The organism is Tunicatimonas pelagia, assembly GCF_030506325.1.
GTDB lineage: Bacteria > Bacteroidota > Bacteroidia > Cytophagales > Cyclobacteriaceae > Tunicatimonas > Tunicatimonas pelagia.
In genome coordinates this window covers 2,893,876-2,911,374 of record NZ_CP120683.1, presented here as the reverse complement: position 1 = coordinate 2,911,374, position 17,499 = coordinate 2,893,876, and the positions used below count along the sequence as shown (strand labels likewise).

Here is a 17,499-nt window from a genome sequence, read left to right as displayed (position 1 = left end):
CCAGTGCAATTTTAAAGATCATAAAACTGCAAACTTGAGCACCAAAAAATCATAACATTACGAAGTCTAATTCAGATACGCTTTTGCTTCTTTCTCTACTATTTCGTACTGAGCCGAAGCGAGCGCTTTTTCGTACAATTTTCGAGCTTGAGCATACTTTTGCCGCTGGTGGGCAATACGGGCTAGTCCGGCGTAAGCACAGCTACGGTAATGCTCAGACTCATCGCTCTTAAGTGCAGTGCCTACTTCCAGACTTTTAATATATTGTCGCTCTGCCCCAGCAAAATCCTGGTCTCGTTTCTCTAGCAGCATCCCCTGAAAAACATGTCCTCCCATCCGGTAATACGAGCGATCATGTTGTAACAGTCGGCGAATAGAAGCATCGAGCCCCTGGTACGTGCCAACGGTAAGCGCAGCATCCACAAAGTTAGTGGTAAAATAGGGGTTATCCGGATACCTGTCGGTGAGTATACGAGCGTACTTAAGTCCTTGCTGAGCATCGTTCTCGTAGTGCAAATAAATGTGGGTCAGATAATCGGCTGCTTCGGCTCGCATAAACGTAGATTCTCGATGCGACTTTTTTATTTGTTCCAGCCCCAGTGCCTTATCGCCACTCTTGAAAAACCAAGTAAAAGGTTTGTAAATCGGATGAATTTCCGGATATTTTTCTCGGTAGTAGTTATACAAACCGGTAGAAAAGTAGAACTCCACAAACTCCTCTTTCATATCCATACCAGCTTTCAGTGAACCGTAGGCTTCTTTAGCCCGGGAAACTGCTTTCATATAGTTTCCGGTTTCATTTTCATACAACGATAGCAAGCCGTACCCGGCCATTGTAAAGAAAGTAGCTTCAGGATCATCCTCATCTTGTTCCAATAGCACCTCCGCTGCCTCCACTGTCTGATAAAGATGCTTCTTTAATTGCTCCATTGCCTGACTCTCAGGTTCTATGGGATGATGAGCCGCTCGCACGGTAAGTGCCTCCAACAGTGGGTTTACCGGGTGGTTAGGCAATAACGTACGAATACGACGATTTAGCTGCTTACTCTTCGCTACATCCGTATTATACAAATGTTGAATGTTTTGCTTAATTAACCGCTCTACTTCCGGATTATTAATAGAAAGTGAACGCTGCGCCCAACCTAGACTAGTAGCTATACTTAGCACGGTTATCGTAAGGATCATTCTCATGCCTTTTGCTTCTTTTTTCAGACAAGTAACGTGGCGGAAAGTGATAAGTTTCAGCAATAGCGAACCCTCTTTGTGTAAACGGAGCTGGCCATTTGTTGAAACGTAAAAACTTTTGGAAGAAAAGCAAAATGGGAATAATAAGGAGAAGTAATGAAACTCTCCTTATTATCTAAATCAGCACGAAAGATGGCTACTCCGGTGCATTAGCTCCGATGTCTCCTTGAGCAACTATCGTAGTCAAATCATCAGGGCTTGGATGCACATTAATGTGACCATCGAACTGAATGAGTTCATCATAAGATATAGTCACATTATTATTTTGAGCCATCACCGAAGTTTGGCTGATTCCTGATGCGCCACTGACATTACTAAGCTCAATTGCGACATTGCCTTTTTCTTCTACTGAGTTAAAATGGATGCGCGCCGGGTGATTTCCATCGGTAGGTGTACCTGATAAAACGAGGGTTACTCGCGAGCTTCCGTCTTTGCGCTCGGCAAAAGTAGCCGTTCCGCTCACTCCTGACCCAGCTACCTCACCTAGGTTGTACGTAACTGAATTACCAGTTAAGGCATTAGCTCCAATATCGCCCTGAGCAACAATAGTAGGCAGATCATCGTCACTAATGTGGACATTAATATAACCATCGTAGTCTAGCAATCCTTCGTAAGTAACCGGGGTGCCATCGTCAAAAGCAGCCACTTGGGTACGGCTCATGCCGGTGGTACCATCTACATCATTCAAATCAATAACAATACCTCCTCCTTCAGCCGCGGTATTAGCGTGAATATGCGCCGGATGTGTTCCCCCCTCAATTGTATTCTGTAACGTTAATTCTACTAGCGTAGTGCCATTGTTTCGTTGGGAGAATATGGCTTCTCCTTTAATATCTGGCATTGCTACTGAATCTAGTACGTACGTTATGGTCTCCCCGGTCAGAGCGTTCTGACCCATATCACCTTGAGCTACAATAGTGGCTAAGTCTTCGGCACTGAGGTGTACATTGATATAGCCATCGTAATTTAGTAATGAATCATAGGTAATGGCCGTACCATCATCAGTGGCGGCAATGTTAGTCATACTCATTCCGGTAGTACCGTTTACCGGGGTAAAGCTCACCGCAACCCCTCCTCCTTCGGCTGCCGTATTGAAATGGATATGAGCGGGGTGTTCCCCTCCTTCCGGAGTTCCTTCTAGAGAAAGGGTAGCCACGGTTTCGCCGTTTTGTCGTTTTTCGAAGGTGGCTTCACCCATAATTCCATCTACGTCTTGGGTCATTAACGGGTAGGTTACTTCATCGCCAGTAAGTTCGTTGGCACCAATGTCACCTTGTACAATTAGCGTTGCTAAATTCTCCATGCTTTCGTGCACGTTTACGTAGCCATCAAAGTCTAGTAATTGTTCGTAAGTAATCGCCGTACCATCATCTAAAGTGGCAATATGTGTCATACTCATTCCGGTGGTGCCACTTACGGGAGTAAAGGTAAACGCAATTCCACCAGTTTCTAGCGCGGTATTATTGTGAATATGGGCAGGATGGCTGGCCCCGTCGGTAAGGTTTTGTACACTATCTAGTGTAATGGTAGCGAGGGTTTCGCCACTATTGCGTTGCTCTAGCAATAACGCTCCGGTTGTGCCCGAATTATCACGAAGAGCCAGCGCGTATTCTTTAGACTCTCCACTCAGTTCATTAGTTCCAATATCAGCTTGGGCGACTACCGTTTGATCACTTTCGCTTAGCTGAACGCTTACGTAGTTATCAAGTGTAAGTATTTGTTCGTAGTTAAAGTTGCTAAGGGTAGTTAGGCTACGTCCCGTAGCACCCTCAATTGCTTCAAGTTCTACTGTAATATCGCCTCCTTCAACGGCTGAGTTGGCTCGAATCGCTGCTGGATGCGTGTTACCCGGCTCAGTTCCGGATAAAACTATTTCTGCATCTACAGTATTATCGTCATTAGGTGAAAACTCAATGTACCCAGCTAGGTCAGCACCATTCACCGCATTAAAAAAATAGACTTTGCTGGGAGTATTGTCTGGCGTAGGTGGGGTAAAACCCTCATCTTCATCACAGGCAGAGAAGACAAGAAAAAGTGAGATGAAAGAAAGGAAAAGAATACTTCTTCTGAATTTGAGTGTAGTCATTGTGTTTGTAATTAGTAGATGATTTATACCATGAACAAATATACTATATAACTGATAAATTATTAATTCTTCCCCTATTTATGGCAATTTTTTTAATAAAGTATGTGTAAAATATAAAAATAATAAGGATTATGAATTTTCCCGCCGCTAGAATCACTATTAGATGTCATACCAAATGATAAGAGTCTATTAGTGTTAATACTTCATAAACCGTTCGTCTTCGTAACACCAAGCCCACTGTTCCCCCGGCTCGGCGGAGATTACTACTGGGTGCTGGGTAGCGTGAAAGTGCTTGGTGGCATGTTTATTAGGAGAGCTGTCGCAGCAGTGAGTACCGCCACAGGTCTGACAAGTACGAAGGTGTACCCAAGAGTCGCCGGTTTTTACGCATTCTTCACAAACTGCTTCATTGGCAGTCTTCAGAGATTCTGAATCAAAGTGTTCGCAGGGTGGTTTAGCCATTTTTAGGTGTTTAGGTGTTCAGGCGGTTGCCGCGCAATGTTCAGGTGTTCAAAATTACATGAATACGTGAACACAGTAATACATAAATACAACAAGTTACGCTTGTGGTTGCACATCGCGCACTAGTTTTACTCGTAAAGATGAGCCTTCATCACTCACTACTACTACTCGCTCGCCCTGATTGATGTAATCACCTTGCGTGTAAGCATCCAGTAACTCATCATCAATCATTATTTTTCCGCTGGGGCGTAGAATGGTGTAAGCTTCTCCTTCTTTGCCTACAAAAGAGCCTACTTTAAAGTTAGAGGTATACCCTTCGGTACTGGATTGGGTACCCTGAAGAGCCACCCGCTGGAAAAATTCGGTATTGGTAAGCCGAACCCCTCCGAAGAACATGAGTAGAACTCCACCGAAAAAGCCCGCCAAAATAGTTGCTAGAGCCTGGGTAATTTCGCTGAAATCAACAAAGAAGAAATCAAAATTATTATTGTTAAGCATCACCAGCATCAATGAGCCAGCTACCAGAATGATGCCGCTGATACCCGCTACCCCAAAGCCGGGAATTACGAATACTTCTAGGGCAATTAGTGCCACGCCTAAGAATAAAGCCGCAATTTCCCAATTGGCGGCTAATCCGCTCAGGTAATACGGGGTTAGGTAAAGTGTTAAAGCAACAAACGAAGCAAGAATCGGAAAACCCACCCCGGGAGTTTGAAGCTCGAAGTACAATCCTCCGATAATCACCAGAATGAGCAGCCCACTAATAACCGGATTTAAAAAAAATGAAATTATTTGATCTACGGTGCTAGTTTCAAATGTAGTCAACTGATAGTTCTCTACTCCGGCTCTGGCTAGCAATTCATCAATACTGCTGACCTGAGCTTCGCAGTAGCCATACTTTATGGCTTCAGAAGTAGAAAAAGTAATTACCTCACCTTCCTCCGAGATGCTATCTATTTTTATACTTTCATCTACCATAGCCTCGGCAATTTGCGGGTCGCGACCGCTTGCTTCGGCAGTAGAACGCATAATGCCCCGCATGTACGACTGATATTTGTCGGGAGCTGCCTCACCGGTTCCGCCGTTCACTACCGTAGCTGCGCCAATACTAGCTCCAGGAGCCATGTAAATACTATCGCAGGCAATGGAAATAAGGGCACCGGCTGAAGCGGCATCTTTGTTAATGAAGACGTAGACCGGCTTTTCGTATTCCAGCATTCGGGTGCGGATATCGTCGGCATCGTAAAGTGCTCCGCCGTAGGTATCCATATCAATGACAATATAGTCCGCATCAAGGTCTTCGGCTTCTTCTAGAGCTAGATTTACGTAATGACTGGTGCGGGCATCAATTTCCGAACGGATTTCCATTACAAATACTTGAGCTTCGTCCGACGACTGACTAAAGGCGAACTGATTCGGCGAAACGAAGAATATTCCGCCTAATAAAATGAAGAATAAATAATATTTCATGGCTGTTACGCTCCTTCTGATTTGAGAATACACACTTCGCTATTTTTCATCTCTTAACCTACTTATATTTATCCCCGCAAATAGCCACTTAGTATACGTAAAAAACCGCAGTCTTGCTAAAAAAGTTAACTCCCAATTTCTCTTTTACCTTTAAAGCCCCCGTTTGGAAAACAATTGTAGATGATGAAGGAAAGCATCTCTTTCTGGAACTACGCTCGGCCGAAGGTCAATCAACTTACTTTGCTGCACTAGACCTGTCATCTGGTCAGTTACTTTGGGAAGATTTTACATTATCGGTTGCCGAAGGCTGGCCTACTTTATACCGTGCCAACGATCAATATTTGGTTTTTCAGGTATTTACTGATACTCATAATCCGGAAAAGAAGGCGTATTACGCGGTAGAAATCAGTACCCAGCAGCTAATTCAGCCGCAAACGCAACCTTCGGTCAGAAATCTAATCAACGGGGAGACCAATCAAAAAAATACAGATAGACAGAATAATGGCCTGGTTCAGCCGTTTTTTTATGCAGAAGATCAGCCTTATTTTGCTACGGTAGCTAGTTTTGTGGGGTCGCTCGGATTGGGGCAACCGGTAAAGGGGTGTGAGTATGCCGATTACGGTAATTACATCGGTATTGCCTACTATTTGCCCGCAGAATCAAGCGGATTGGCGAACTATTTGCTTATACTTGACCAGCAGGGTACAATCTTGCTACACGAATGCCTGGAAGCATCAGTGCCCCAGGTAGGATTAGGAACATTTTTCATTGCTCAGAATCAGCTTATTGTTGTTCAACACCAACGCCAATTAGTGAGTTATGCATTATCGTAATTGGTTACTTCCGCTATTTATCAGTCTATTTACAATTCCGGCTGCGCTAGCCAGCACACTATCGCCTGACTCAGTAGGACTTGAGCGCCGCAACGGCGAAGTGTACGTGTTGCACCAAGTTAATCAGGGCGAGACGCTTTTTTCTATCTCGCGCCGCTACGGCTTATCTACTCAAGAGATTAAAGCGATAAATCCGAACGTAGATGTTGAGAAATTAGCTATTGGCGATACACTTCGGGCACCGCTATTTCCTGAATTGAGCCGGGGCGAAAAAACCTTGCATACGGTGCAGGAAGGAGAAACCTTGTATCGACTGGCTAAGCAGTACGAAGTTACTACCGACCAGATTAAAACCTGGAATGTGTTAGGCTTAGAGCCACTCAAAATTAGCCAAGTAATTGCTATCTACCAGCTTCAGCCCCCGGAAGAGCAGCCTGATACCAGTCGCTACCTTACGCACCAAGTGCAAGAAGGAGAAACCCTGTACGCTATTGCCCGAGCCTATCAGGTTCCGGTAGCTGAGTTAATGAAGCGTAATGAGTTGGAAACTGAAAGCATCAAATTTGGGCAAGTGCTGGCCATTCGGGAAAAAGCACCACCGCCAATACCAGAGATAAGAGTAGAGCCTACTGCTAGCACGGCGCCAATTCCTACCCGGCGCATTAGTCGCTCCGAAGCTCTGCGACAGGAGCGAAAACGCTACGAGCGCATTCGGCAGGAAGAAGAAGAAACCATTGCCTCCTACACCAAAGTTTCTGACAATGGTTTTGCTTCGGTAATTGAAGGAAAGCTCAATACCAAAAAATACCTGGCATTGCACCGCACCGCACCGGTCGGTACTATTTTACGGGTTCGTAATGAGATGAACGATATGAGCCTCTTTGTGCGCGTAGTGGGCAAGCTACCCGACACCGGCGTGAATAACAAGCTCGCCATTCGCCTTACCCAATCGGCCTACGACAAACTGGGTGGCATTAACCAGCGCTTCCCCGTGGAAATTTCGTACGTGAAGTAGCCTATCTTTATGGTTCAATTGCTCAATTGTTAAAAATCTGATTGGGTTTGATAATCTTTCTACACGTCGTAATTTTTGCTGTTCTAACTATCTTAACCCAGATCGGAGGAGTTGTTTACTCAATCTCACTTCTCATAATCAGGTTGCAAGTCAGGTACAGAGCACGAAAAATATTGGTAGCTTTTGCATTTTTTTACCTCTTAGCGACCTATTTGGTTGTTCCGAACATTGCACCAATTTTCGGACGGGAACGTATCAAAGAATCCGATTTGGTACAAGCCCATTCATTCTTTTACCGGCTTGCCAACCGAAACTACGTCCGCACTGAACTAAACGATGTAATTCAAAATGTCGCCTATAAATTTGAGAAGCAAAACGATGGCATTAAACTGATATATCTTGATGCTAATTTTCCATTTTTTGATGGGTTTCCGCTACTTCCGCACTTGAGCCACAATGACGGAAGAAAAGTCGATATTTCTTTCGTATACAAACATCAGAATGGTCAACTGACCAACATGAAACCTTCAGTGAGTGGCTACGGCATTTATCAAGAACCAACTGCCGATGAATACGATCAAATCTTAAAATGCAAAGGAGCCGGCTATTGGCAATACGACTTTCCAAAGTACTTAACATTTGCGAGAATCAACAACGAAATCGCTTTCTCGGAAGAGGGAACCCAAGAACTAGTCAACAAGATAGCTAATCAAAAGGAAGTCAGTAAGATATTTATTGAACCTCACCTTAGAGGTCGATTAGGGTTAATAGATCCGAAAATAAGATTTCACGGATGTCGGGCGGTACGCCATGACGATCACATTCATTTTCAAATAAGATAATAGCTATTAAACCATCCCGGAATTTATTGGTTGGTAATTTTGTATAATATACTCGTCACAGTTATACCTTTCAGTTTACAGCTATGTCGCAAAACCAAACTTCTTCCAAAAAATTTCTGGGTTGGATCTGGACCGGAATCTTTTCCGTATTCTATCCTATCATCATGGCTTTCTCGCTACTGTTTGTTAGTGTGGTTTGGGTGTTTTCTACGCTATCGTGGTTGCTTACTTCGTTGATCCGCAAACTCTTCCGTAAAGAAGAACCGGCCCCTAGACCAGCCGCTCCCGACTGGCAAGCGTTTTTTAAGAGCGATAATTTGCGTATTGAGCGAAAGCTGAAAGAAGAAATTATGTTTGGGCCGGCTTACTACAAGTTGCGGGCTATTCCGAACAATGCCGAAGCCTTAGCCAAAGATTTTTTCGGCGATTTTAAGTATCCCTGCTTCGATGGGGTGTTATTGCAGAAATTCAATACCGTCATTCCCAAGGAATTACCCGACTTCGATTTAGTTTTTCTTAACCTAAAAACCGGGCAGCTAAAGTATATTGAAACCATCAAATCGTTTAGCTGGAGTGTAGAAGAATCGGGTCGAGGAATTATTGTTACCTGGCAAGATGGAGAGGAGCAGCATGAACTGCGGCTAACGCAGGAGCGGTTATTACATGCGTAAGTTTGCAGAACTGCGTAACTTTCTAGAAGAACAACACGATCGCTACAACCGTCCGGCGTTTATCGCAAGCGATCCCATCAGCATTCCCCACCAGTATCAGAAGAAGCAGGATATTGAAATTAGTGGCTTCGTAGCGGCCGTGTTAGCCTGGGGGCAGCGTAAAACCATTATCAATAAATGTGAGGAGTTCTTTTCTTACATGGACAATACTCCGCACGACTTCATTTTGCACCACCAAGAAGATGACCTCAAACCTTTTCTGAATTTTAAGCACCGAACGTTTAACGCTACCGATGCACTCTACTTTATTGTGTTCTTCCGCCACTTCTATCAACAGCATAATTCACTAGAGGAAGCTTTTTGGCAAGGAATGAGCGAAGAGTCGCCAACGGTTGAAAGTGGGCTCACTCATTTCCACGACTTATTCTTTAGTCTACCCGACTATCCCACCCGAACCCGTAAACACGTAGCCACACCCGAGCGCAATTCAGCCTGCAAACGCTTGAATATGTACTTACGCTGGATGGTACGCCAAGACGATCGGGGAGTAGATTTTGGTATCTGGCATAAGATTCGGCCTGACCAGCTCGTTTGTCCCTGCGATGTACACGTAGACCGAGTAGCCCGTCAGCTGGGTTTAATCACCCGCAAGCCCACCGATTGGCGCACCGCAGTAGAACTCACCGAAAATCTCCAAAAGTTTGACCCTACCGACCCCGTGAAGTACGATTTTGCTTTATTTGGCTTAGGAAGTAACAATCAGTCCACAGTTTCTAGTTCATAGTCCACAGTCCACAGTCCACAGTCCACCGCCATTGGCCATTTAGCTTTAAGTTTTAGAAGTTATAGACTGTTCGTTAATCATTCGTCATCATTCATTATCGATTATCAACTACACATTGTACATTGCAGCCTGTAAGCAAAAAGCAATAAGCGTGCGTAGTAAACTGATAGTCGCCTTCCTCTTGGTAGTTTTATCCTACACCGTTAGTTGCAAGAACGCAACTAACCAAGAAACAGAAAATGCAACCAATCAAGCGCACTCCTCTGAAGAAGAAAAGGCAGCTATTATAAAAGCGTTAAACGACGAAACGAAAGCGGCTTTTCAGCGGAATTACGAAAGCTGGCAAGAAAAGTGGGTGCATGATTCTACTATTACCAAAACATACATAAACTTTGCCGACAGCAGCTTTTCAGAGTCTGTTGGTTGGAATGAGATAAGCAGCTTTGTCAAAACATTTATTGAACAACACCCTGAGCCAGAACCGGTGCCTACTTTGGTTAACGATATTGATGTGCGCCTATACGAAAACGGAGCATGGGTGAGTTACGAGCAGCAAGATTCACTGCGAGGCTTAAAGCGAGAAACACGGCTAATGGAAAAGATAAACGGTCAGTGGCGAATTGCCGGTATGCATACTACCATCTACGGATTAGCAAAAGAAAAATAAGCATATGAATTATGACACCGTAATTTTTGATCTCGGCGGAGTACTGATTGACTGGAACCCTGAGTATTTGTATCGGAAAATGTTTACTGATGAAGCTGAGATGAAACAGTTTCTTCAGGAAGTCTGCCACGGAGCGTGGAATAAAGAACAAGACCGGGGCCGACCGTTTGCCGAAGCAGTAGAAGAACGAACGGCAGCCTATCCGCAGTACGTAGCCGAAATACAGGCGTATCACAGCCGTTGGGCGGAAATGCTGGGCGGAGCTATTGAAGAAAATGTAGCGGTGCTGGAAGACCTACGGCAGAAGCCCAATATTAGTCTGTACGCGATCACCAACTGGTCGGCCGAAACTTTTCCCATTGCCCAGCGCGACTATCCGTTTTTACAGTATTTTGAGGATACCGTAGTTTCGGGTGAGCTTAGGATTGTGAAGCCCGATGCCCGTATTTATCAGACGCTGCTGGATCGACAGCCCAGCATCGTACCTGAACAAGCCATTTTCATTGATGATGTAGCCGAAAATATTACCGGAGCCGAAGCCCTCGGAATCACTGGAATCCACCTCACCCCTGATACCAACCTTCGAGAAGAACTAAAGAAGTTGAGCGTTCTGTAAAAAGAAATCAATCTGTACCAAACTTATCAGTAAAAAGAGACTGAATATGTCCTGTTAGTGCCCGATACACTTCGGCGTAGCTTGGATCATAGGCTTGAAGATAATCCAGATGGTGAGTAATCGTTTTCTGATCATTACGCCAAGCCGGGCCGGTTTGCGATTGGGCTGGGGAAATTTCCAAAGATTTGCTTATCGTTTCCTGAATGAGTGGGTGCAGCAAAGTACTATCTAACTGACGGTCGTGCAGCAACTGTTCCGCCATCCGTAGCAAATGATTAGTAAAATTATTGGCGAACACAGCAGCTACATGTAGTACAGCTCGCTGCTGAGAATTAATAGCTTGCACCTGATTACTGATTTTCTGCGCCAGTTTCGTCAGTTCATCTAACAGTTCTTTATTGTTAGCCTCCACGCAAATAGGAATAGTTTTGAAATGAACCGCTCGTTGCTTACTGAAGGTTTGTAACGGGTAAAACACTCCAATCTGTTGTGTCGGAGCGGCCGTTAGCGTATCCATTGGTTGACCTCCGGAAGTATGCACCACGGCTGATTCTTCCGATAACTTTATTTGCCGAGCTACCTCAGCAATAGCATCGTCAGATACAGCCAGAATAAATAAGTGCGCCGAGCTATCGGAAAAATCCAGGTCGGTTTTTACCTGCGTTTGCTTTAATTGACTGGCTAACGCTCGAGCCTTCTCAGACTGCCGACCGTACACTTGCACTACTGAGCAACCGGCTTTCTCTAAAGCGGGTGCCAGATGCCAAGCCACATTGCCTGCTCCTACAATAGTTATTTTTTGATACGAATTTATCATGATGGAAATTACGAAAACTCCGAAACCATTGAAATCAGTTAAAAGAAGCTCTACCTTTGCGGTTTATTCAGAACTACGCCATGAACGAAAAAATAGAAGCCCTAAAGCAAGAGATTAGCCAGTATACGGTGGCTGACCAAGATGAATTAGAAGTGTACCGTCTTCGCTTTATTAGCCGAAAAAGCGTGATCGGCGATCTGTTCGGTGAAATGAAAACGGTAGCTCCCGAAGAGCGAAAAGCAATGGGGGTACGGCTCAATGATCTGAAGAACGCTGCTCAAAATAAATTTAAAGAACTAATTGCATCACTGGAAGAGCAGCAGAACGGCCAACCCGACGACGTGCCCGACCTGACGCTTCCGCCGGTACCCGATAGCTTGGGCGCAATTCATCCGCTGACCCAAACGCAGAACCGGGTAGTAGAAATTTTTGAGCGAATGGGCTTTAATGTGGCCGACGGGCCGGAAATTGAAGATGACTTTCACAACTTTACGGCCTTAAACTTTCCTCCCAACCATCCCGCGCGGGAGATGCAGGACACATTCTTTATTGAGAAGAATAGTGGCGAAGACAAACAGGACATCGTACTGCGAACGCATACTTCTTCGGTGCAGGTACGGCTGATGGAATCGCAGAAACCACCAATCCGAGCGATTATGCCGGGACGGGTGTACCGCAATGAAGCTATTTCGGCGCGAGCGCACTGCGTCTTCCACCAAGTGGAAGGTTTGTACGTAGACCGCAATGTAAGCTTTGCAGATTTGAAGCAAACCCTGCTGCACTTTGCCCGCGAGCTATTTGGTTCCGAAACAAAAATTCGGCTGCGCCCCTCGTACTTTCCGTTTACCGAACCCAGTGCCGAGTTGGACATTTGGTGGGGCACTGAAACCGAGGCCGACCGTCGGGTAACGAAGGGTACCGGCTGGCTGGAGATTGGCGGCTGCGGCATGGTTGACCCCAATGTGCTAGAAAGCTGCGGCATTGACTCGGAAGAATTTACCGGCTTCGCCTTCGGAATGGGCTTCGAGCGGATTGCGATGATTAAGTATCAAATCAAAGACTTGCGCCTATTCACCGAAAATGATGTGCGCTTTTTGAAGCAATTTAGGGCGTTTGGTTAATATCGATGGTTCAATTGCTGAATTGTTGCTTATCTTCAGTTTTAATAGCTACGTTTGATGAAAGAAGAACCTGACCAGAAAACTGAAGAAACTAAAAAGAACGAAAGCCAGAACAACGCCTACTGGTTAGAACAGTTAGGCATTCCTATGGGGAAGAAGAATTTCTGGAATTCCGATAAGTTTCTCAGTTTGCTAGCTTTTCTAATTAGCATGGGCACATTTACCACATTTGCTTATCAAACTTATCTTATTCAAAAGCAACAATATGCTAGCGTATTGCCATATCTGATGATAACCCCGTACTCGGATGGAGGCGGGAAATATATAAAATGGAGAATAGGATTGGCAAATAATGGTGTTGGCCCAGCTTTCATCAACAATGTTAAAATTTATTATCAGGACTCTATCTACGAACAGTCCCCTTCTTCATTTTACTTCAATTCTATCAATCATTCTGATAGTGCCGACTTTGCTATCTCTAACGTAGATATTAGCCCTGGCTATGTATTACCTGCTGGAAAAACAATATTTTTAATTGGGTCAAGTAGCGAGTATTCTGCTGCGGTTATCAACACACTCTTCGTAAATTCAGACGAACGGGCGATTATTGAAATTGAGTATTCTTCTATCTACGATGAAACTTGGCGAATCCGTTCTGATGATCCTATTCCCAAAAAAATAGAATAACTTTGAACGTCAGAGAGTTCCTCAAAAACTGCCCGGTAGAAATTTGGTCTCAGCATTTCGCTGTGGTAAAGGCAAAGTACGTTCCTAAGGATTTTGTGGCGGTATTTAGCGATAGAGAAGAGATCACGGTAGTAGTTGACGCGCAGCATTTGAATGATGATTGGATTATTGAGTCGGAGCAAGGTTGGCGGATGCTATCGTTTCGGGTTACCTTACAATTTGAGTTGGTAGGTTTCTTAGCGGCAGTCGCGCAGGCCTTAGCCGACGCCCAAATCTCCATTTTTGCGCTCTCGGCTTATTCTACTGACCATTTGTTGGTAAAGGATGCCGATTTGCCGGAAGCAATACGCTGCCTAGAGTCACTAGGTTGTGCTGTGGCTGAATCAGACTAAAGTATTTATGAGTTGACACTTTCTACTTAATTTCTGCGTTGAGCGGAGGAGTGTACGTTGACTTCAAAATGAAAAATAAAACGTTAAACCCTTCTTACCCCGTTCCACTGCTTGTCTCTGGCTTGACCAGGAGACGGCCTCTTTTCAAAGGAGGAGAAAAAAGTTTGTCCTGCCTTATGCTTTTTCCCCCTTTCCTAAAGTGGCCGCTATGGAATAGGGCTAGGGGAATTTATGCGCTTGCTTTTTTCCTATGTCTCCTAGCCGGTTGTGAAAATGATCTGCTATACGATCCTATCCCCCCGGTGCTAGTAGACGAAACGATTAACCTAACCAATCAAGAATTTTTGCCCCTTCGGCAAGATGGTGGCTTTGTCGAGATTATAGGTGGCTGGAAGGGTATTTTGATCTATCGAGAAAACGCAACTACCTACCGGGCTTTTGAGAAAGCCAGTCCCCATCGATTTGAAGAAGCCTGTGCCGAAATATTTGTTGATCCATCCGGTTTTTTCATACAGGAGGGTTGTGACAATACCGTCTACGACTTTCAGGGTAATCCGGTGGGCGGGGTAAGTCCGTTGCCACTGCGCCAGTACGGTACGCAACTAGATGGTAACTTCTTGTACATTTTTAACCTTCCATAAGGTTAGTGTTATTGTGTTTATGTGTTAGAGTGTTATTGTGCCTATACTGGGTCGTACTAGTTTGAATAGTTGAAAACATTAGCACCCTAACACTTCGCACTTTAACACTGTATCGGTTTGGCAATGCGCTGATTTGTCCTATTTTTGTCAAAAATTTTTTCCCCACCCTATGAGTGTTCTAGTAAATAAAGATTCCCGTATTATTGTTCAAGGCTTCACTGGTTCGGAAGGTACTTTCCACGCCGAACAAATGATTGAGTACGGCACCAATGTAGTTGGTGGCGTAACGCCTGGTAAGGGTGGGCAAACCCACTTAGATCGTCCGGTATTCAATAGTGTAGCCGAGGCCGTAGCCGAAAAGCAGGCCAATGTATCCATCATATTTGTACCCCCGGCCTTTGCCGCCGATGCCATCATGGAATCAGCCGATGCCGGTATTGAGGTAATCATCGCAATTACCGAAGGAATTCCCGTGAAGGACATGATGGTAGCTAAGCACTACCTAAAGCAAAAAGAGGGCGTACGGCTGGTTGGCCCCAACTGCCCCGGGGTAATTACTCCCGGCGAAGCCAAGGTGGGTATTATGCCTGGTTTTGTATTTAAGCCCGGTAAGGTCGGAATCGTATCTAAATCGGGAACGCTTACTTACGAAGCAGCCGATCAGGTGGTAAAAGCCGGATTGGGTGTTTCTACGGCAATTGGCATCGGGGGTGACCCAATTATTGGAACTTCTACCAAAGAGGCTGTAGAACTACTCATGAACGACCCAGACACCGACGGCATCGTAATGATCGGAGAAATTGGCGGACAGTACGAACCGCAGGCTGCTCGCTGGATTCAGGAAAACGGAAATAAAAAACCAGTGGTCGGCTTTATTGCCGGACAAACCGCTCCTCCCGGTCGCCGGATGGGTCACGCCGGAGCTATTATTGGTGGTGAAGAAGATACTGCCGAAGCTAAAATGCGCGTGATGCGCGAATGTGGCCTAATTGTAGTAGAATCTCCGGCTACCATTGGCGAGAAAATGGCGGAGGCTTTGTCGTAGATTTATCCTTATCTAACATTCAAGTGAGGCAAGTTTCTGTAATCTAATCGGTGATACAGAAACTTGCCTTTTTTGGTCTCTAAATGATTCTATTTCGCAAAGCTCACCGAGCGCATCTCTCTAATTACGGTTACTTTCACTTGCCCAGGGTACTGCATATCTTTTTCAATCTTACGAGAGATCTCAAACGAAAGGTTGCCTGCTTGGTCATCAGTTACATTATCAGCATCTACAATTACCCGCAGCTCCCTTCCGGCCTGAATGGCGTAGCATTTACTTACCCCATCAAATTCTAAGCCTAGCGACTCTAAATCTTTAAGTCGCTGAATGTAGGAATCAACAATTTCGCGCCGAGCCCCGGGGCGAGAACCCGAGATAGCATCGCAAGATTGAATAATCGGAGATATAATGGCAGTCATCTCTATTTCATCGTGGTGCGCGCCTACGGCATTGCACACATCGGGGTGCTCGCCGTACTTTTCGGTTAGCTTCATCCCGAGCAAAGCATGGGGTAACTCTGGTTCTTCAGGCCATACTTTTCCGATGTCGTGCAGCAAGCCCGCTCGCTTGGCTAGTTTAGGATTGATTCCTAGTTCAGAAGCCATAGTAGCGCAGAGGTTGGATACCTCACGGGAGTGCTGTAGCAAGTTCTGTCCGTAAGACGAGCGGAAGCGCATTCGCCCGATCATCTTAATCAGCTCAGGATGTAAGCCGTGAATTCCCAGATCAATTACTGTGCGTTCGCCGGTCTCAATAATTTCTTCTTCAATGTTTTTGGTTGTTTTAGCAACCACCTCCTCAATACGGGCAGGATGAATACGACCATCAATCACCAATCGGTGTAAGGAAAGGCGGGCGATCTCCCGGCGCACCGGATCGAAACCAGAAATAATGATGGCTTCGGGAGTATCATCTACAATAATTTCTACCCCGGTAGAGGCTTCTAAGGCTCGGATGTTACGCCCTTCCCGACCAATTACTTTTCCTTTTACATCGTCGCTTTCAATATTGAATACGGATACACAATTTTCGATAGCGTGTTCGGTAGCAGTACGCTGAATGGTATCTAGCACTACTTTTTTAGCGTCTTTGGTAGCGGTAAGTTTGGCCTCCTCAATAATATTTTTGATGAGTGCTGTAGCCTGCGTGTTTGCCTCATCTTCTAGGCTTTTTATAAGTTGCTGTTTGGCTTCGTCCGCTGATAATCCAGATACTTTCTCCAGAATGGCCACCTTCTGCTGATGCACTTTTTCTAACTCACTTTGCTTTTTGCGGGTAACTTCCAGCTGGGTTTCCAGGCCTTCTGCCTTTTCCTTTAGCTTATTTTCCTGACCACGCAGTTTTTCCGCTTGCTCGTTGAGCCGAGTTTCCCGCTGCTTAAGTTTGTTTTCGTTAGTAATTAGGATATTCTTTTTTCGATTGGATTCTTCCTCAAATTCTGATTTTAGCTTCAGAAACTTTTCTTTGGCTTCGTAGATTCTTTCTTTCTTAATAGACTCGGCCTTGCTTTTCGCATCTTTGATAATAATATCGGCTTTGGCCTGCACGGTAGTTTCTTGTTGTTTGAGGGCAGCTTCTCGATCCTTAAGCTGTTTTTCCTGCGTATCGGTTTTCCGCTTGGATACCAGTAAGCCGATGAAGAACCCTGCCCCTAGGGCCGCAATTACGGCGACAAGTAAAATTATGGTTGATTCACCCATGATGATATAGTTAGATGTGGATACTACAGACAGTAGCCTAACTACACTGCCGATGAGCGAGTATTAACGAAGGGTATGCACGTTAAACAGCACTAGAGGCTGCCTACATTTAGCACTACGATATGGCTTGGCTAATAAGTCGGTTTAAACGACCGATCTTATCAGCGATCACCTTTTCCGTTTCAGCTTGCTGGGTTTGGTACGCTAACTTTTCTAAAAACGCATCAAAGGCCACTACTGCCAGCAGATCTTGCTTATCAGTAGTATTATAGCTCTGGCGGTAGTGCTGAATCTGTTCGTTCAGCATTCGGCTCGCTTGCCGGATACGTTCTTCATCTTCGGGCTCAACCCGCATAGGATACTCTCGGTCCCCAATTTTTATTTTTATGGAAAGTGCCTCCATGA

Annotated in this window: 19 protein-coding genes; 12 read left to right on the top strand and 7 right to left on the bottom strand. The window is 45.1% G+C overall.

The annotated features are described in order from the left end of the window. Window positions 1–66: 66 nt before the first annotated feature. From P0M28_RS12325 to P0M28_RS12310, 4 genes are all read right to left on the bottom strand, one after another. The gene (locus P0M28_RS12325; protein WP_302210207.1) at window positions 67–1,191 is read right to left on the bottom strand and encodes a tetratricopeptide repeat protein; all 1,125 of its coding nucleotides are present in this window, start codon (window positions 1,189–1,191) and stop codon (window positions 67–69) included. 190 nt (window positions 1,192–1,381) lie between these two features. Beyond that, entirely contained in the window at window positions 1,382–3,331 is a 1,950-nt protein-coding gene (locus P0M28_RS12320; protein WP_302210206.1) for a CHRD domain-containing protein, read from the bottom strand. Window positions 3,332–3,526: 195 nt separating this feature from the next. After that, on the bottom strand, window positions 3,527–3,793 hold the full coding sequence (locus P0M28_RS12315) for a UBP-type zinc finger domain-containing protein (RefSeq protein ID WP_302210205.1): 267 nt from the start codon (window positions 3,791–3,793) through the stop codon (window positions 3,527–3,529). A 96-nt stretch (window positions 3,794–3,889) separates the two neighbouring features. Beyond that, the gene (locus P0M28_RS12310) at window positions 3,890–5,263 is read right to left on the bottom strand and encodes an NfeD family protein (protein ID WP_302210204.1); all 1,374 of its coding nucleotides are present in this window, start codon (window positions 5,261–5,263) and stop codon (window positions 3,890–3,892) included. A gap of 113 nt (window positions 5,264–5,376) precedes the next feature. Between P0M28_RS12310 and P0M28_RS12305 the strand changes: the two genes are divergently transcribed. From P0M28_RS12305 to P0M28_RS12275, 7 genes are all read left to right on the top strand, one after another. Continuing rightward, on the top strand, window positions 5,377–6,096 hold the full coding sequence (locus P0M28_RS12305) for a DUF4905 domain-containing protein (protein WP_302210203.1): 720 nt from the start codon (window positions 5,377–5,379) through the stop codon (window positions 6,094–6,096). Next, a complete protein-coding gene (locus tag P0M28_RS12300; RefSeq protein WP_302210202.1) occupies window positions 6,083–7,111 on the top strand; it encodes a LysM peptidoglycan-binding domain-containing protein in 1,029 nt (342 codons plus the stop codon). The genes P0M28_RS12305 and P0M28_RS12300 overlap by 14 nt, the downstream gene beginning before the upstream one ends. A 173-nt stretch (window positions 7,112–7,284) precedes the next feature. Next, window positions 7,285–7,953, top strand: coding sequence for a hypothetical protein (locus P0M28_RS12295; RefSeq protein ID WP_302210201.1), 669 nt, complete (start codon window positions 7,285–7,287; stop codon window positions 7,951–7,953). An 83-nt stretch (window positions 7,954–8,036) separates the two neighbouring features. Further along, a complete protein-coding gene (locus P0M28_RS12290; RefSeq protein ID WP_302210200.1) occupies window positions 8,037–8,624 on the top strand; it encodes a hypothetical protein in 588 nt (195 codons plus the stop codon). Then, a complete protein-coding gene (locus P0M28_RS12285) occupies window positions 8,617–9,408 on the top strand; it encodes a TIGR02757 family protein (protein WP_302210199.1) in 792 nt (263 codons plus the stop codon). The genes P0M28_RS12290 and P0M28_RS12285 overlap by 8 nt, the downstream gene beginning before the upstream one ends. A gap of 151 nt (window positions 9,409–9,559) precedes the next feature. Further along, the gene (locus P0M28_RS12280; RefSeq protein WP_302210198.1) at window positions 9,560–10,075 is read left to right on the top strand and encodes a hypothetical protein; all 516 of its coding nucleotides are present in this window, start codon (window positions 9,560–9,562) and stop codon (window positions 10,073–10,075) included. A 4-nt stretch (window positions 10,076–10,079) separates the two neighbouring features. Then, entirely contained in the window at window positions 10,080–10,691 is a 612-nt protein-coding gene (locus P0M28_RS12275; RefSeq protein WP_302210197.1) for an HAD family hydrolase, read from the top strand. A 7-nt stretch (window positions 10,692–10,698) separates the two neighbouring features. On the opposite strand, the gene P0M28_RS12270 is transcribed toward P0M28_RS12275, so the two are convergent. Next, on the bottom strand, window positions 10,699–11,508 hold the full coding sequence (locus tag P0M28_RS12270) for a Rossmann-like and DUF2520 domain-containing protein (protein WP_302210196.1): 810 nt from the start codon (window positions 11,506–11,508) through the stop codon (window positions 10,699–10,701). Window positions 11,509–11,588: 80 nt separating this feature from the next. Between P0M28_RS12270 and pheS the strand changes: the two genes are divergently transcribed. The 5 genes from pheS to sucD all read left to right on the top strand — a co-directional run bounded on the left by pheS (window position 11,589) and on the right by sucD (window position 15,394). Continuing rightward, window positions 11,589–12,629, top strand: coding sequence for a phenylalanine--tRNA ligase subunit alpha (pheS, locus tag P0M28_RS12265; RefSeq protein WP_302210887.1), 1,041 nt, complete (start codon window positions 11,589–11,591; stop codon window positions 12,627–12,629). Between the two features lie 57 nt (window positions 12,630–12,686). Then, window positions 12,687–13,316 (top strand): hypothetical protein, encoded by a 630-nt coding sequence (locus P0M28_RS12260; RefSeq protein ID WP_302210195.1) that lies wholly within the window; start codon window positions 12,687–12,689, stop codon window positions 13,314–13,316. A 2-nt stretch (window positions 13,317–13,318) separates the two neighbouring features. Continuing rightward, on the top strand, window positions 13,319–13,708 hold the full coding sequence (locus P0M28_RS12255) for an ACT domain-containing protein (RefSeq protein WP_302210194.1): 390 nt from the start codon (window positions 13,319–13,321) through the stop codon (window positions 13,706–13,708). Between the two features lie 176 nt (window positions 13,709–13,884). Next, a complete protein-coding gene (locus P0M28_RS12250; protein WP_302210193.1) occupies window positions 13,885–14,349 on the top strand; it encodes a hypothetical protein in 465 nt (154 codons plus the stop codon). 169 nt (window positions 14,350–14,518) lie between these two features. Then, window positions 14,519–15,394 carry a succinate--CoA ligase subunit alpha gene (sucD, locus tag P0M28_RS12245; RefSeq protein ID WP_302210192.1) on the top strand — a complete coding sequence of 292 codons (876 nt, stop codon included), beginning with the start codon at window positions 14,519–14,521 and terminating at the stop codon, window positions 15,392–15,394. 89 nt (window positions 15,395–15,483) lie between these two features. Here sucD and rny read toward each other — a convergent pair whose 3' ends face one another. Together rny and P0M28_RS12235 are read right to left on the bottom strand one after the other, a co-directional pair. Next, window positions 15,484–17,094: a ribonuclease Y gene (gene rny / locus P0M28_RS12240; RefSeq protein WP_302210191.1), complete on the bottom strand. Its 1,611-nt coding sequence runs from the start codon at window positions 17,092–17,094 to the stop codon at window positions 15,484–15,486. 115 nt (window positions 17,095–17,209) lie between these two features. Further along, window positions 17,210–17,497 (bottom strand): cell division protein ZapA, encoded by a 288-nt coding sequence (locus P0M28_RS12235; protein WP_302210190.1) that lies wholly within the window; start codon window positions 17,495–17,497, stop codon window positions 17,210–17,212. Between the last annotated feature and the right edge of the window lie 2 nt (window positions 17,498–17,499).

Excerpts from the sequence above, each read along its gene's own strand:
- P0M28_RS12325 (WP_302210207.1), bottom strand. The coding sequence starts at position 1,191 with ATGAGAATGATCCTTACGATAACCGTGCTAAGTATAGCTACTAGTCTA.
- P0M28_RS12320 (WP_302210206.1), bottom strand. The coding sequence starts at position 3,331 with ATGACTACACTCAAATTCAGAAGAAGTATTCTTTTCCTTTCTTTCATC.
- P0M28_RS12315 (WP_302210205.1), bottom strand. The coding sequence starts at position 3,793 with ATGGCTAAACCACCCTGCGAACACTTTGATTCAGAATCTCTGAAGACT.
- P0M28_RS12310 (WP_302210204.1), bottom strand. The coding sequence starts at position 5,263 with ATGAAATATTATTTATTCTTCATTTTATTAGGCGGAATATTCTTCGTT.
- P0M28_RS12300 (WP_302210202.1), top strand. The coding sequence starts at position 6,083 with ATGCATTATCGTAATTGGTTACTTCCGCTATTTATCAGTCTATTTACA.
- P0M28_RS12290 (WP_302210200.1), top strand. The coding sequence starts at position 8,037 with ATGTCGCAAAACCAAACTTCTTCCAAAAAATTTCTGGGTTGGATCTGG.
- P0M28_RS12285 (WP_302210199.1), top strand. The coding sequence starts at position 8,617 with ATGCGTAAGTTTGCAGAACTGCGTAACTTTCTAGAAGAACAACACGAT.
- P0M28_RS12275 (WP_302210197.1), top strand. The coding sequence starts at position 10,080 with ATGAATTATGACACCGTAATTTTTGATCTCGGCGGAGTACTGATTGAC.
- P0M28_RS12270 (WP_302210196.1), bottom strand. The coding sequence starts at position 11,508 with ATGATAAATTCGTATCAAAAAATAACTATTGTAGGAGCAGGCAATGTG.
- pheS (WP_302210887.1), top strand. The coding sequence starts at position 11,589 with ATGAACGAAAAAATAGAAGCCCTAAAGCAAGAGATTAGCCAGTATACG.
- P0M28_RS12260 (WP_302210195.1), top strand. The coding sequence starts at position 12,687 with ATGAAAGAAGAACCTGACCAGAAAACTGAAGAAACTAAAAAGAACGAA.
- P0M28_RS12250 (WP_302210193.1), top strand. The coding sequence starts at position 13,885 with ATGCTTTTTCCCCCTTTCCTAAAGTGGCCGCTATGGAATAGGGCTAGG.
- sucD (WP_302210192.1), top strand. The coding sequence starts at position 14,519 with ATGAGTGTTCTAGTAAATAAAGATTCCCGTATTATTGTTCAAGGCTTC.
- rny (WP_302210191.1), bottom strand. The coding sequence starts at position 17,094 with ATGGGTGAATCAACCATAATTTTACTTGTCGCCGTAATTGCGGCCCTA.
- P0M28_RS12235 (WP_302210190.1), bottom strand. The coding sequence starts at position 17,497 with ATGGAGGCACTTTCCATAAAAATAAAAATTGGGGACCGAGAGTATCCT.